Origin of the sequence: Planotetraspora thailandica (assembly GCF_016863335.1) — a bacterium.
GTDB classification, from domain to species: Bacteria; Actinomycetota; Actinomycetes; order Streptosporangiales; family Streptosporangiaceae; genus Planotetraspora; species Planotetraspora thailandica.
This window is the reverse complement of record NZ_BOOR01000023.1, coordinates 23,175-36,826: the sequence shown is the minus strand read 5'-3', so window position 1 is coordinate 36,826 and position 13,652 is coordinate 23,175. Positions and strand designations below refer to the sequence as shown.

The following is a 13,652-nucleotide window of genomic DNA, read 5'->3' as shown; positions in this document are numbered from 1 at the left end:
AGGAGCTCCGGCCCCCTCGCTGTGCCCGCCCGTGCTGCGCCGGGCGGGCCCACCCCCCGAGGTGGGTCTGACGGTCAGCGAAGCACGGAGTACAACGCCGAGGTGAGGGACGCCTTGGAGTCGTCCTGGTCGATGGACCACAACATCGAGCCGCCGAGGCCCTTGAGCCTGATGTAGGCGGCCTTCTGAAGCATGACGGCCGGGTCGTCGTAGGACCAGAACTCGTTGCCGTCGTACAGCCAGACGGTGCCGGTGCGCAGGTCGCGGTAGCGCTTGCCCGGTTTGCCGATCAGGTTCTTGTAGTCGTCGCTCCCCGGCGCCCAGGTGCCGGGGGCCGGGCCGGCGGCCGGAGCGTAGAGGCCGTCGCCCTTGGACGTCACGCCGGTCCAGCCCTGGCCGTACGCGGGCACGCCCACGACGATCTTCTTGGCGGGCGCTCCGCGGCTGATGTAGTCGCGGACCGTCTGGTCGACGCTGTAGCGCACCGGGTTGGGGTCACGGCGGTCGGTGAACAGGTTGCCGTTGTGCCCGGTCTGGAGCTCCCACGAGCCGCGCAGGTCGTAGCCCTGGACGGTGGCGAAGTCGAGAAGCCCGAAGACCTTCTTCACCTCGAAGCCGGCGTCGATCTTGGTGGCGGCCGCGGGGAGGAACGCGGTGAGCTCGGAGCGCTTGTTCGCCGTCTTCATCTGGCGGCGCAGCTCCGCGAGGAACAACGTGAAGTTCTGCTTGTCCTCGGGCCTGATGATGTTGCCGTCGTTGCCGGACGAGCCGGGCCACTCCCAGTCGAGGTCGATGCCGTCGAACACGCCCGCGCCCGCGCCGGGGGGCAGGTCCGGCAGGTTGCCCTTCAGCCACAGGTCCACGCAGGAGGCGGCCAGCTTGGCCCGGGACTGCGGCGTGAGGACGGCGTCGGAGAAGTATTTGGAGCCGGTCCAGCCGCCGAGCGAGATCAGCACCTTGAGGCCGGGGTGCCTGGCCTTGAGCTTCTTCAGCTGGTTGAGGTTGCCCTTGAGCGGCTGCGCGTCGGCGTCGGCGACGCCGTCCACGCTCTGCTCGGCCGGGACGCCGCGCTGCCAGTCCGCCCACGGGTCGGCCGAATAGCACGTGCCTTCGGGGCCCACGAACCCGAAGGCGTAGTTGATGTGGGTGAGCTTGTCGGCGGCCCCGGTGGTCTCGAGGTCCTTGACCTGGTAGTTCCGCGCGTAGACGCCCCATTGGATGAAGTAGGCGACGCGTTTGAACCGGTCGTTCTTGCCCGTCTGGGCCTGCGCCGCGGGCGGCACCGCGACGGCCGCGAGGCCGGCGGCGAGCGCCACGACGAGAGTGTGCTTGAGGAACCTGCGCACGCTGTCTCCTGCTGTTGCGATGGACAACTAATAGGAAACTTTCTTTTAAATTGCGCCTGATCGTAGACCGGAGCGCCCGGGGCGTCAATGGCATGCAGGCACGGGCGGCAGACTGGGACCGTGCCTTCCGTGCTTCCCGACGGCGATCCCGTCCCCGCGTCCGGCGAACTGCCGCCGAGCGCCCTCGACGGGCTGGGCTCCCGCCCGTTCGGCTTCTACGTGCATGTGCCGTTCTGCGCCACGCGCTGCGGCTACTGCGACTTCAACACCTACACGTCTGCCGAGCTCGGCCCCGGTGCCTCGCAACGCGACTACGCCGCCACCGCGATCGAAGAGGTACGGCTCGCGCGGCGCGTGCTGGGAGACGCCGCACTGCCGGTCCAGACGGTCTTCTTCGGCGGGGGCACGCCCACCCTGCTGCCCGCCGCCGACCTCGTACGGATGCTCCAGGCGATCGACAAGGAGTTCGGCCTGGCGCCCGGCGCGGAGGTGACCACCGAGGCCAACCCCGAGTCGGTCGACCGCGAATACCTGGAGACCCTCAGGGCGGGCGGATTCAACCGCATGAGCTTCGGCATGCAGAGCGCCAGCGAGCACGTGCTCCAGGTGCTCGACCGGCGGCACACGCCCGGCCGCCCCGCGCAAGCCGTACGGGAGGCGCGCGAGGCCGGATTCGACCACGTCAATCTGGACCTGATCTACAGCACCCCGGGGGAGACCGACGCCGACTGGCGGGCGACGCTGGAGGCCGCCCTGGCCGCCGGGCCCGATCACATATCGGCGTACTCACTGATCGTCGAAGACGGCACACGGCTGGCCGCGCGCGTGCGCCGCGGCGAGCTGCCGATGCCGGACGACGACGTGGCGGCCGACCGCTACCTGATCGCCGACGAGATGCTCTCGGCAGCAGGCCTGCGGTGGTACGAGATCTCCAACTGGGCGGCGTCCGACGAGGCGCGCTGCCGCCACAACCTGCTCTATTGGACCGGCGGGGACTGGTGGGGCGTCGGCCCGGGAGCCCACGGCCACGTCGGCGGCACCCGCTGGTGGAACGTCAAGCACCCGGCGGCCTACGCGGGGCGGCTGGCCGCGGGAGACTCACCCGGGTACGCCAGGGAGGAGTTGTCCGCCGCGGACAGGGCGGTCGAAAGGATCATGCTGGAGCTGCGCCTGGACTCCGGGTTCCCGCTGGCGGACCTGCCCCCTCAGGCGCGTACGGCCGTCGCCAGGGCGCTGGGGGACGGGCTGCTGGAGCCGGAGGCGTTCAAGCGTGGTCAGGCCGTGCTCACCCTGCGGGGAAGGCTGCTCGCGGACGCCCTGATCGTCGACCTGACCGCCTGAATGCGTCCCCGTGCATGATCACGGTTGATGTTTTCGCAGGTGGGGCGGCTTGTGTCCGAACTTCTGCATGATCACGAACAGCGTATGCGCAGGCAGGGCGGCTTGTGTCCGAACTTCTGCATGATCACGAGCAGGGTATGCGCAGGCGGGAGGGCATGATCCCGAAGTTCTGCATGATCACGGGGAGGGGTGGGGGGTGGTGACGAAGTCGATCAGTTCTTCCACCCGGCCGAGGAGTTCGGGTTGGAGGTCGGCGTAGGTCTGGACGCGGCCGAGGATGTGCCGCCAGGCCTCCTGCGGGTCCATCCGCCAGCCGAGAGCGGCGATCACGCCCTCCTTCCACGGAACTCCCCGCGGCACGTTCGGCCAGGCGGGGATGTCGAGTGCCGAGGGCTTGACGGCCTGCCAGACGTCGACGTACGGATGGCCGACGACCAGCACGTCGTCTCCCGAGACCTGGCTCGCGATCCGGCTCTCCTTGGAACCCGGCACTAGGTGGTCGACCAGCACCCCCAGACGCCTGCCCGGCTCGGGTGCGAACTCGGCCACGATGGCGGGCAGGTCGTCGACGCCCTCGAGGTATTCGACGACGACCCCCTCCACGCGCAGGTCGTGGCCCCAGATCTTCTCGACGAGAGACGCGTCGTGCACGCCCTCGACGTAGATGCGGCTCTCCCGCGCCACCCGGGCCCGCAGCCCCTCCACCGCGACGGAGCCGGAGGCGCTCCTCCTGGGCGCCTGCGGCGCGGCAGCCGGCCGTACGAGGGTCACGGGCTTGCCGTCGAGGAGGAACCCGGCGGGTGTCAGCGGGAACAGGCGCCGCCGGCCGTGCCGGTCCTCCAGGGTCACGCCCTCCTTGTCGCAGGCGACGACGGCCCCGCAGAAGCGGCCCTCCGCGTCTTCGACCACGAGATCGAGTTCGGCTGGGATCTTGGGGATCTGCCCCTTCTTGGGGCGCCGCCAGTCACCGGAGAGCACGTCCTGCCCGTACATGCCGGGAACGCTAGCAAACAGGGGCGGGAGTTGTCGGCAGAGATCCGTGACGCGTAAAACGGGGACTTCTCCACGGACGGGGTATTTCGTTCGTGAGCGCATGTAAGCGATATACAGGCGGTTTGTCCGAGCCGCCGCTTGTGTTATCGCACCCCGGGGACGGTGGCCGTACACTTGGCACTCGGGAACACAGAGTGCCAGAGCCCGTGTTCCCCGCAGAGGGAGGTGACACATTGCTCGACGACCGCAAGCTGGCCGTGCTGCGTGCCATCGTCGAAGACTACGTGTCCACCAATGAGCCGGTGGGCTCCAAGGCCCTTGCCGACAGGCACAACCTCGGCGTCTCTCCCGCGACGATCCGCAACGACATGGCAGCGCTGGAGGAGCAGGGCTACATCCACCAGCCCCACACCAGCGCGGGCCGCGTGCCGACGGACAAGGGATACCGCCTGTTCGTCGATCGCCTCTCGCAGGTCAAGCCGCTGTCCGGCGCCGAGCGCAGGGCGATCGAGACCTTCCTCGCCGGGGCCGTCGACCTCGACGAGATCGTCATGCGCACTGTGCGACTGCTGGCCCAGCTCACCCGGCAGGTCGCGGTGGTGCAGTATCCGTCGCTGACCAGGTCGACCGTCCGTCACGTGGAAATCGTGCCCGTCGGCGATCGGCGGGTGATGCTCGTGCTGATCACCAACACCGGCAGGGTCGAGCAGCGCGTGATCGATCTGGTCGAGGAGGTGGCGGAGGACCGGATCGCGAACCTGCGGGCCGTCCTCAACACCTGCCTGGACGGCTGCGGCCTGTCCAACGTGCCGGAGACCGTCGCAGAACTGCCGGAGCGGCTGCCGCAGGAGGACCGGCCGGTGGCCGCGACGATCCTGTCGGTGCTGCTGGAGACACTCGTGGAGCGGCACGAGGAGAAGATCGTATTTGCCGGGGCCGCCAACCTCGCGGCGGCCGACTTCAGCGTCGGCCTGCGTGACGTGCTGGAGGCTCTGGAGGAACAGGTCGTGCTGATGCGTCTCCTCGGCGAGACCGGCGGCCTGTCCGAGCTGACCGTCCGGATCGGCTCGGAGAACCCGTACACCGGACTTCGCGGCACCTCGATAGTGGCCGCGGGATACGGTTCGGGCGACAAGGAACTGGCCCGGCTCGGAGTGCTGGGCCCGACGCGAATGGACTATCCCGTGACGATGGGTGCGGTGCGCGCCGTGGCGCGCTACGTCGGCCAGATTCTGGCGGGGTCGTAAGTGGCCCAGGACTACTACGCGACCCTCGGGGTCCGCCGTGACGCCAGCCAGGAAGAGATCAAGAAGGCCTACCGCCGTCTCGCCCGTCAGCTGCACCCGGACGTGAACCCGGACCCGGAGACCCAGGAGCGCTTCAAGGAGATCACCCAGGCGTACGAGGTGCTCTCCGACACCAACAAGCGCCAGATGTACGACCTCGGCGGCGACCCGTTCAGCAACGGAGCCGGGGCGGGGGCGGGCGGCTTCGGAGCCGGGTTCCCGTTCAGCGACATCATGGACGCCTTCTTCGGCGCCTCCGGCGCGTCGCGCGGCCCGCGCTCGCGGGCGAGGCGGGGCCGTAACGCGACGATCCGGGTCGAGCTCGACCTCGCCGAGTCGGGGTTCGGCACCACCCGCGAGCTGGTGGTCGACACCGCCGTGGTCTGCGAGGTGTGCCAGGGCTCGGGTGCGGCCGCCGGCACCCACCCCGACACCTGCGACATGTGCCACGGGCGCGGCGAGGTGTCGCAGGTCACCCGGTCGTTCCTCGGCCAGGTCATGACCTCCCGGCCCTGCCCCCAGTGCGGCGGCTTCGGCAGCGTGATCCGCCACCCCTGCATGGAGTGCTCGGGCGAGGGCCGCGTGCGCACCCGGCGCACCATCAAGGTGCGCATCCCCGCGGGCGTCGAGGACGGCACCCATATCCAGCTCGCCGGCGAGGGCGAGGTCGGCCCCGGGGGCGGCCCCGCGGGCGACCTCTTCCTGGAGATCGTCGAGCGTCCTCACCCGATCTTCGAGCGGCGCGGCGACGAGCTGCACTGCACCGTGATGATCCCCATGACGGCGGCCGCGCTCGGCACCTCTCTCACCGTCGAGACCCTCGACGGCGCGGAGGAGATCGACGTACGGCCGGGTACCCAGGCGGGGCAGGTCATCCCCCTGTACAACAGGGGCGTCCAGCGGCTCAACGAGACCGGGAGGGGCGACCTGCTGATCCACGTCAACGTGGAGACCCCGACCAAGCTCGACCCCCAGCAGGAGGAGCTCCTGCGCGAGCTGTCCAAGCTGCGTGGCGAGGAAAGGCCGCCCGGCAAGTTCTCCCCGGGACAGCAGGGTTTCTTCTCCCGCCTCAGAGACGCCTTCAACGGCCGCTGAGCCCTCGGGGTCGGAGATCGCATGAGCGTTCCCGTGTTCCTGGCGGACCGTGCCGGCCTCCAGGCCGCCCGCATCGTCCTCGGCGGGGCGGAGGGGCGGCACGCCGCCGCCGTGCGCCGGATGCGGCCGGGAGAGCGGATCGACCTCACCGACGGCGCCGGTGAGGTCGCCGAGTGCGTCGTGGTCGACGTCGCCAAGGAGTCGCTGACCGCCGAGGTGGTCAAGCGCTACCAGGTGGAGGCGCCCGCGCCGCGGCTGGTGGTCGTGCAGGGGCTGCCGAAGGGCGACCGCGGCGAACTGGCCGTCGAGATGATGACCGAGGTCGGCGTCGACGTGATCGTGCCGTGGTCGGCCGCCCGCTGCGTGACGCAGTGGAAGGGCGACCGCGCGGCCAAGGCGCTGGCCCGCTGGCGGAGTACGGCGCGCGAGGCGGGCAAGCAGGCCCGCCGCTTCCACCTGCCCGAGGTGACCGAGCAGGCGACGACCGCCGACGTGGCCGCGCTGATCTCGCGGGCGGCGCTCGGCATCGTGCTCCACGAGGAGGCCGCCGAGCCGATGTCCGGACTCGCAGTGCCCGCGGAGGGAGACGTCGTCATCGTGGTCGGCCCTGAGGGAGGCGTCACCGGCGAGGAGATCTCCCGGTTCACGGAGGCGGGAGCCGTACCCGCCCTTCTCGGGCCGACCGTGCTGCGGACGTCGACGGCGGGGGTGGCGGCGGCGTCCGTGCTGCTGTCCCGCTGCGGGCGCTGGTGACGCGCCCGGCCGGAGCGGTCTAGGAGGCCGGGGCCTCGGCGGTGTCGCCGGCCGCCGTGTCCACCGGCGACGGGGTCGGTGAAGGAGTGGGGGTCGGAGACGGGTCCGGAGGGGTGACCGTCGTCGGCGTGACCACCGGCGGCGGAGGCACCTGCGACACCGGGGCGCACGACGGCGACGCCGGCGCGTGGCCTGTGGTGTGGGTGGGGCAGGGGCTCGTCCGCGGTGACGGTTTCACGCTCGGGGTCGCCTTGTGAGTGGGGGTCGGGGTCTGCTCGGGGTGCATCGAGCCGCCGGAGTTGACGATCGGGGTCGGTACGGTGCCCGCCGGAGGCCGCCCGGTCGAGGAGACGTCGGGCAGTTCGGTGCCGTCCGCGCCCGCCTGGGAGATGCCCGTGCTCTGGCTCACCTGATCACGAAGATCGGGCACCAGCATGATGACCGTGCCCGCCACGAGGACCGCTCCGGCTACCGAGACTCCGATCCGCCACCAAAAGGTGCCCCGCAGGCCACGTCTTTCGATCCGCCCGCGGATGATGTTCAGCCCCTCGGGTGACGGCACGATGGAGTCCGCTTCCGCGCGCATGGCGGTGCGGAGCAGCTCCTCGAACTCGTCGTCGGGGAAGGTCATGAGAACTGCTCCAGTGCCATCCGTAATGCGGCCATGCCGCGGGCCGTGTGACTTTTCACCGCGCCCTTGCTGATGCCCATGGCGCCCGCGATCTCCGCCTCGGACAGGTCCCCGTAGTAGCGCAGGACCAGGGCCTCCCGCTGCCTGGTCGGCAGGCCGCGGAGTGCCTCGATCACCGCTGTGCGCTCCAGTTCTCCGATGGCGCCGTTCTCCGCGCTGGGAGCGTCGGGAAGGCCCTTGGGGGCGTATCTCTCGACGACGGCACGGTGCCGAAGCACCGACCGTGATCTGTTGACGACCGATTGGCGCAGGTAGGCGAGTGCCTTGTCGGTGTCCCGCAGACGTCGCCACGCGCCATGAATGGCGACGAAGGCGTCCTGCACGACCTCTTCGGCGCTGGCCACGTCGCGGACCAGCAATACCGCGAGACGCACCAACGACCGATAGTGAGCGCTGTACAGCGCCGTCACGGCCATGTCGGCGTCCCATCCGACGGGCACCGCCCCCATTGACCTGTCGGCCACGAGGGTTTCGGTGGTCACGTCAGTAGGACGCTCGTCACTCCCGGGAAGTTTACGTTCTTCCGAATCATTAGGGGGCATGACCCAGTGGTGTCCTCGCCCGACACTAGGGGTGTTTTTTCGGTGCAGTGTCGCACACCAAGACTATCTGCGGGGATCTTTCCACGGCATCACCGATTGGCAACGGCTACGCTTTCGCCGTGACCGACTGCCTGTTCTGCAAGATAGCGGCCAAAGAGATCCCCGCGGAAATCGTCCTTGAGACGGGCAGGGCTCTCGCGTTCCGCGACATCAACCCCCAGGCCCCCACCCACGTGCTGGTGGTTCCCAAGGTCCACTACGAGAACGCCGCCGCGCTCGCCGCGGCCGACGACGGCCTGGCCGACGACCTGCTCTCCGCCTGCCACATCGTCGCCGTGCAGGAGGGGGTGTCCGAGTCCGGGTATCGCGTCGTCTTCAACACGGGAACGGGGGCCGGGCAGACCGTCTTCCATGTTCACGCGCACGTTCTCGGCGGCAGGAGCCTCCAGTGGCCCCCCGGTTGAACGGCTAGCATGACGGTAGGAAACGAGGGAGGCGAGCAGGCCGTACGGCCGCCCATGTCCGATTCACAGGAATTCCATAAGACCCAGGCGAAGGTGGTCATCCCCGACGGCCAGCCCATGGTCAGCCTCCTCGGTTCGCGCGACGAACTGCTGCGCGTCATCGAGAAGGCATTCCGCGCCGACATCCACGTGCGCGGCAACGAGATCACCATCACCGGCAGCCCGGAGGAGAGCGGCATCGTGGTCCGCCTCTTCGAGGAGCTGGTCGAACTGGTCACTTCGGGCGCGGAACTGACGCCCGACTCCGTCGAACGCAGCATCGCCATGCTGCGGATGACGACCGATCGTCCCGCGGAGGTCCTTTCCCTGGACATTCTGTCTTCCCGCGGCCGGACGATCCGCCCCAAGACCGTCAACCAGAAGCGGTACGTCGACGCGATCGACAAGCACACGATCGTGTTCGGCATCGGCCCCGCCGGTACGGGCAAGACCTATCTGGCGATGGCCAAGGCCGTGAAGGCCCTGCAGGACAAGCATGTCAACCGGATCATCCTGACCCGGCCCGCCGTCGAGGCGGGGGAGCGGCTGGGATTCCTGCCGGGCACCCTCTACGAGAAGATCGATCCGTATCTTCGGCCGTTGTACGACGCGCTGCACGACATGCTGGACCCCGACTCGATCCCGCGCCTCATGTCCGCCGGGACGATCGAGGTCGCGCCCCTGGCGTACATGCGAGGCCGCACGCTGAACGACGCCTTCATCATCCTCGACGAGGCGCAGAACACCTCGCCCGAGCAGATGAAGATGTTCCTCACCCGGCTCGGGTTCAACTCCAAGATCGTCGTCACGGGTGACGTGACCCAGATCGACCTTCCCGGCGGTCAGGAGAGCGGCCTCAAGGTCGTGCAGAACATCCTCGACGGCATCGACGACATTCACTTCAGTAGGCTGACCAGCGCCGACGTGGTGCGGCACCGGCTGGTCAGCGACATCGTCGACGCCTACGGGCGCTACGACGCCGCAGTGGCGTCGGAGCCGCGCGAGATGGCCAAGCGTTCCCGGGGCAGACGATGACGAGTACGTGCACAGGTAGGGAGATCCGGTGAGCATCGAGGTGGCCAACGAGTCCGGCGTCGAGGTGGACGAGTCGGCGCTGGTCGAGCTGGCCGGTCACGTGCTCGGCCGCATGGGGATCAACCCCCTGGCCGAGCTGTCGATTCTGATCGTCGACGAGCCGGCGATGGCCGTGCTGCACGAGCAGTGGATGGGGGAGCCCGGTCCGACCGACGTGCTGGCCTTCCCGATGGACGAGCTGCGGCCGGGCTCCGGCGCGGGCCGCGACGACGACGCCGCGACCGACCCCGCACTGCTCGGCGATGTGGTGTTGTGCCCGCAGGTCGCGGCGAAGCAGGCGGCCGAGGCCGGGCACGGCGCCCAGGACGAGCTGGAGTTGCTGTGCACCCACGGCATCCTCCACCTGCTCGGTTATGACCATGCGGAACCGGAGGAACACGCCGAGATGTTCGGCCTCCAGGGCGAACTGCTCGAGGCGTGGCGGGAGGTGCGGCGGAAGCCGTGAACAACGGCTGGCTGATCTCGGCCGTCATCCTCATCGTGGCCGGCGGCCTGCTGGCGAGCGCCGAGACCGCCCTGGCGCGCATCAGCCGGGTGCGCGCCGAGGAGTTCGTCAAGGACGGCAGGCGCGGCGCCGTGCGGCTGCAGGCGATCGTCGCCGACCCGCCGCGCTACCTCAACCTCCTCTTGTTGCTGCGGCTCAGCTGCGAGCTGGTGGCGACCGTGATCGCCACGCTGCTCTTCGTCGACTGGCTGGGCGACCAGGGTCAGGCGTACGCCGTGGCGGCCGTCGTCATGATCCTCGTGAGCTACGTCATCGTCGGCGTCTCCCCGCGCACGCTCGGCCGCCAGCACGCCGAGCCCGTCGCGCTGGCCGCCGCTCCGATCGTCTACGGGCTGACGAGGATCTTCGGCCCGCTGCCGAAGCTGCTGATCCTGCTGGGCAACGCGCTCACGCCGGGCCGCGGCTTCAGGGAGGGCCCGTTCACCTCCGAGGCGGAGCTGCGCGACCTGGTCGACCTGGCCGAGCAGCGCCGGGTCATCGAGCCCGACGAGCGCGAGATGATCCATTCGGTCTTCGAGCTGGGTGACACGCTGGTGCGCGAGGTCATGGTCCCGCGCACGGACATCATCTTCATCGAGCGGGGCAAGACCCTGAGCCAGGCGTTGTCGCTCGCGCTGCGCAGCGGCTTCTCCCGCATCCCCGTGGTCGGGGAGAACGAGGACGACGTCGTAGGCATCGCCTATCTCAAGGACATCGTGCGCCGCATGCAGGACACCGGCGACGTGGGTTCGCGCGTGGACGAGCTCATGCGCCCCGCGACGTACGTGCCGGACAGCAAGCCGATCGACGAGTTGCTGCGCGAGATGCAGGCGCGGCAGATCCACGTGGCGATCGTCATCGACGAGTACGGAGGCACCGCCGGCCTGGTCACGATCGAGGACATCCTCGAGGAGATCGTGGGCGAGATCGCCGACGAGTACGACCAGGAGGCGCCCAGGGTCGAGTCGCTGGACGGCGGCGCGGTCCGCGTGACCGCCCGGCTGCCCGTGGACGAACTGGCGGAGCTGTTCGACACCGAGATCGACGTGGACGACGTGGAGACCGTGGGCGGTCTTCTCGCGGCCGCGCTCGGGCGGGTGCCGATCGCCGGCTCCGAGATCACCGTCGGCGGGCTCCACCTCACCGCGGAGACGGTCGCGGGCCGCCGCAACCGGATCAGCACCGTCGTCGTACGGCCGGCCACCACGGAGCAGGAACCAGAGAACGGAGCGGTCGGCGCCTCAGCCGAACGCGACTGACTTGCCCAAAATTGGGCTATCGGGCGCCTCTGAACCTTATGGGACCTGCGTGGCAAGTGTCCGTTAAGTGTTTTGCAAGTGGGATAGGCGAGAGTCGTACCAGGCGTCCGGGAGGGGTTCGGGACGCCTTTGGGGGGAGCCCGGGGCGCCGGAAGGGGTTCGCGGCGCACCGGCACCCCCCTCGGGGGTCGTGGGGCCTCTCGCCTGGCCGGAAGGGTGAGAGCGCCCCATTAGTTCGTCGTGTTCCGTTCGTCACTCTTAGTGATTGCCGTTTTCCGTACCTGGGAAGGAACAGGGCGGCGGAGGAGACGACGGATATGCGCATCATCCAGGTGGTCGTCATGTGCGGTCTCATCGTGGTGGCCGGCGCCTGCGGCGTGGAGGGCAGGACCTACACCCGCGCGGAGTCCTCGGCGGAGGCGGCCCGCCTGCGCACCGCCCTCGCCACCCTGGACGGCCTGCCGGAGGGGTTCTCGGCCCGGGCGCGCGAGAGCTGGCGGCCCCCGTTCTCGCCACGGAAGAAGGCGTGCCGCATCCTGTTCGACGCGGCGGCCGGAAGCCCGCCCAGGGACGGACTCGGCGGCACGGCCACGGCCACCTTCGAAGGCGACCACATCGGCGAGCTGGCCGGCGTGGGACTGGCCGTCTACACCGGCGGCGGCGGGGCGAGCGAGCGTCTCGGCGAGCTTCGCGACGCCATGGAGGGATGCGGCACCGCCCGCAGCGGCGCCATGGGCGGGAACGACCGCCTTGTCGCGACCGAGCTGGCGCTGGGCGACGTCGGCGCCGACGTCGAGGCCCGCCGGCTGACCGGACGCGTCGGCGGATACCCGTACGAGATGCATCTGGTTGTCGCGGGAGTCGGCCACACGGTCATCGCGCTGGTCCACGCGGGGCTGACCCCGCCCGATGCCGGCCGCACCGAGGAACTGGCCCGATCGCTGGTCCGTGAGGTCGGTAGCCTTGACTCGTGACAGACACGCTTGACCCCGAGGACCAAAAGATCATCACGCTGGCCCGTTCGGCCCGCGCCCGTAACGGATCCCCCGAAGGGGCCGCCGTACGTGACGAGACCGGGCGCACCTATGCCGCGAGCGGCGTCGACCTGCCTTCGCTGCAGCTGACGGCGATCCAGGTCGCGGTGGCCATGGCGGTGTCGAGCGGGGCGAAGGCCGTGGAGGCGGCGGCGCTCGTCACCGAGGCGGACGACCCCGCCGCGCAGGACGTCGCCGCCATCGAGGACCTCGGAAACGGAACGCTCTTCGTCGCGGGCCCGGACGGCATGCTGAAGGGCCGGTACATCTGACGTGAGCTCCGAGCCCTCCGCCGACTTCCACGCTGGATTCGCCTGCTTCGTCGGCAGGCCGAACGTCGGCAAGTCCACCCTCATGAACGCCCTGGTCGGGACCAAGGTGGCCATCACCTCGTCCAAGCCGCAGACCACCCGGCGAGCCATCCGCGGCATCGTGCACCGGCCGCAGGCCCAGCTCGTGATCGTGGACACCCCCGGCTTCCACCGGCCCCGCACGCTCCTCGGCGAACGGCTGGACAGCCTGGTGCTGTCCACGCTGACCGAGGTCGACGTGATCGGCTTCTGCGTGCCCGCCAACGAGCCGATCGGCAAGGGCGACAAGTTCATCACCGAGAAGCTCGCCGCCGTGAAGAAGACCCCGGTGGTCGCGGTCGTCACCAAGTGCGACCTCGCCTCACGCGAGCAGATCGCCCGCCAACTGCTCGCGGTCGCCGAGCTGGCCGACTTCGCCGAGATCGTGCCGGTGTCCGCGGAGAGCGGGGAGCAGCTCGACGTGCTCGCCGACCAGCTGATCGCCCGCCTGCCCGAGTCGCCGCCCCTGTACGCCGGAGGCGAGCTGACCGACGAGCCCGAGCAGATGCTGGTCGCCGAGCTGATCAGGGAGGCGGCGCTGGAGGGCGTGCGTGACGAACTGCCGCACTCCATCGCGGTCGTGGTCGAGGAGATGGGGCCCAGGGAAGGCCGCGACGACCTCCTGGACATCTACGCGTTCATGTACGTCGAGCGGCCGTCGCAGAAGGCGATCGTCATCGGGCCCGGTGGCGCGCGGCTGAAGGACGTGGGCTCCCGCGCCCGTCAGCAGATCGAGGCGCTGCTCGGCACCCGCGTCTACCTTGACCTGCGCATCAAGGTCGCCAAGGAGTGGCAGCGGGACCCCAAGCAGCTGCGCCGCCTCGGCTTCTACGACTGACAGTGACGATGGTTCGCCACGTGGTAGGAAGAGCTTCCTACC

The 13,652-nt window shown here is 69.6% G+C and carries 15 protein-coding genes; 11 read left to right on the top strand and 4 right to left on the bottom strand.

Annotated elements, in window-relative coordinates; genetic code table 11:
* Positions 1-74: 74 nt before the first annotated feature.
* Complete coding sequence (locus Pth03_RS16800) at positions 75-1,346, bottom strand: glycoside hydrolase family 18 protein (protein ID WP_203945214.1); 1,272 nt, start codon at positions 1,344-1,346, stop codon at positions 75-77.
* Positions 1,347-1,466: 120 nt separating this feature from the next.
* Here Pth03_RS16800 and hemW point away from each other — a divergent pair, with 120 nt between their 5' ends.
* Positions 1,467-2,687: a radical SAM family heme chaperone HemW gene (hemW, locus tag Pth03_RS16795; protein WP_203945213.1), complete on the top strand. Its 1,221-nt coding sequence runs from the start codon at positions 1,467-1,469 to the stop codon at positions 2,685-2,687.
* Positions 2,688-2,864: 177 nt separating this feature from the next.
* Here the strand turns inward: hemW and Pth03_RS16790 are convergent, their stop codons facing one another.
* Positions 2,865-3,680, bottom strand: coding sequence for a DUF3097 domain-containing protein (locus Pth03_RS16790; RefSeq protein ID WP_203945212.1), 816 nt, complete (start codon positions 3,678-3,680; stop codon positions 2,865-2,867).
* Between the two features lie 233 nt (positions 3,681-3,913).
* Here Pth03_RS16790 and hrcA point away from each other — a divergent pair, with 233 nt between their 5' ends.
* From hrcA to Pth03_RS16775, 3 genes are read left to right on the top strand one after another with little or no spacing between them, the layout of a single operon-like run.
* Positions 3,914-4,927, top strand: coding sequence for a heat-inducible transcriptional repressor HrcA (gene hrcA, locus Pth03_RS16785; protein ID WP_203945263.1), 1,014 nt, complete (start codon positions 3,914-3,916; stop codon positions 4,925-4,927).
* Positions 4,928-6,061, top strand: a complete 1,134-nt coding sequence (dnaJ, locus tag Pth03_RS16780) for a molecular chaperone DnaJ (RefSeq protein ID WP_203945211.1) — start codon at positions 4,928-4,930, stop codon at positions 6,059-6,061.
* A gap of 21 nt (positions 6,062-6,082) precedes the next feature.
* Positions 6,083-6,814 (top strand): 16S rRNA (uracil(1498)-N(3))-methyltransferase, encoded by a 732-nt coding sequence (locus Pth03_RS16775; RefSeq protein WP_203945210.1) that lies wholly within the window; start codon positions 6,083-6,085, stop codon positions 6,812-6,814.
* A 19-nt stretch (positions 6,815-6,833) separates the two neighbouring features.
* Here Pth03_RS16775 and Pth03_RS16770 read toward each other — a convergent pair whose 3' ends face one another.
* Both Pth03_RS16770 and Pth03_RS16765 read right to left on the bottom strand, forming a co-directional pair.
* Positions 6,834-7,445, bottom strand: coding sequence for a hypothetical protein (locus Pth03_RS16770; protein WP_203945209.1), 612 nt, complete (start codon positions 7,443-7,445; stop codon positions 6,834-6,836).
* Entirely contained in the window at positions 7,442-7,954 is a 513-nt protein-coding gene (locus tag Pth03_RS16765; RefSeq protein ID WP_203945262.1) for a SigE family RNA polymerase sigma factor, read from the bottom strand. Before Pth03_RS16765 ends, Pth03_RS16770 begins: the two co-directional genes overlap by 4 nt.
* Before the next feature lie 212 nt (positions 7,955-8,166).
* Between Pth03_RS16765 and Pth03_RS16760 the strand changes: the two genes are divergently transcribed.
* The 7 genes from Pth03_RS16760 (at position 8,167) to era (ending at position 13,610) form a co-directional block, all read left to right on the top strand.
* A complete protein-coding gene (locus Pth03_RS16760) occupies positions 8,167-8,511 on the top strand; it encodes a histidine triad nucleotide-binding protein (RefSeq protein WP_203945208.1) in 345 nt (114 codons plus the stop codon).
* Positions 8,512-8,565: 54 nt separating this feature from the next.
* Positions 8,566-9,585 (top strand): PhoH family protein, encoded by a 1,020-nt coding sequence (locus Pth03_RS16755; RefSeq protein ID WP_203945261.1) that lies wholly within the window; start codon positions 8,566-8,568, stop codon positions 9,583-9,585.
* A gap of 28 nt (positions 9,586-9,613) precedes the next feature.
* Entirely contained in the window at positions 9,614-10,090 is a 477-nt protein-coding gene (gene ybeY / locus Pth03_RS16750) for an rRNA maturation RNase YbeY (RefSeq protein WP_203945207.1), read from the top strand.
* Entirely contained in the window at positions 10,087-11,388 is a 1,302-nt protein-coding gene (locus Pth03_RS16745; protein WP_203945206.1) for a hemolysin family protein, read from the top strand. Before ybeY ends, Pth03_RS16745 begins: the two co-directional genes overlap by 4 nt.
* Before the next feature lie 317 nt (positions 11,389-11,705).
* Positions 11,706-12,362, top strand: coding sequence for a hypothetical protein (locus Pth03_RS16740; RefSeq protein ID WP_203945205.1), 657 nt, complete (start codon positions 11,706-11,708; stop codon positions 12,360-12,362).
* A complete protein-coding gene (locus tag Pth03_RS16735; protein ID WP_203945204.1) occupies positions 12,359-12,694 on the top strand; it encodes a cytidine deaminase-like protein in 336 nt (111 codons plus the stop codon). Before Pth03_RS16740 ends, Pth03_RS16735 begins: the two co-directional genes overlap by 4 nt.
* 1 nt (position 12,695) lies before the next feature.
* Entirely contained in the window at positions 12,696-13,610 is a 915-nt protein-coding gene (gene era / locus Pth03_RS16730; protein ID WP_203945203.1) for a GTPase Era, read from the top strand.
* Positions 13,611-13,652: the final 42 nt, after the last annotated feature.

Bases quoted from the DNA above. Each gene is read 5' to 3' on its own strand.
- Pth03_RS16770 (WP_203945209.1), bottom strand. From the start codon at position 7,445: ATGACCTTCCCCGACGACGAGTTCGAGGAGCTGCTCCGCACCGCCATG.
- Pth03_RS16755 (WP_203945261.1), top strand. From the start codon at position 8,566: ATGTCCGATTCACAGGAATTCCATAAGACCCAGGCGAAGGTGGTCATC.
- Pth03_RS16765 (WP_203945262.1), bottom strand. From the start codon at position 7,954: ATGGGGGCGGTGCCCGTCGGATGGGACGCCGACATGGCCGTGACGGCG.
- Pth03_RS16740 (WP_203945205.1), top strand. From the start codon at position 11,706: ATGCGCATCATCCAGGTGGTCGTCATGTGCGGTCTCATCGTGGTGGCC.
- Pth03_RS16790 (WP_203945212.1), bottom strand. From the start codon at position 3,680: ATGTACGGGCAGGACGTGCTCTCCGGTGACTGGCGGCGCCCCAAGAAG.
- Pth03_RS16775 (WP_203945210.1), top strand. From the start codon at position 6,083: ATGAGCGTTCCCGTGTTCCTGGCGGACCGTGCCGGCCTCCAGGCCGCC.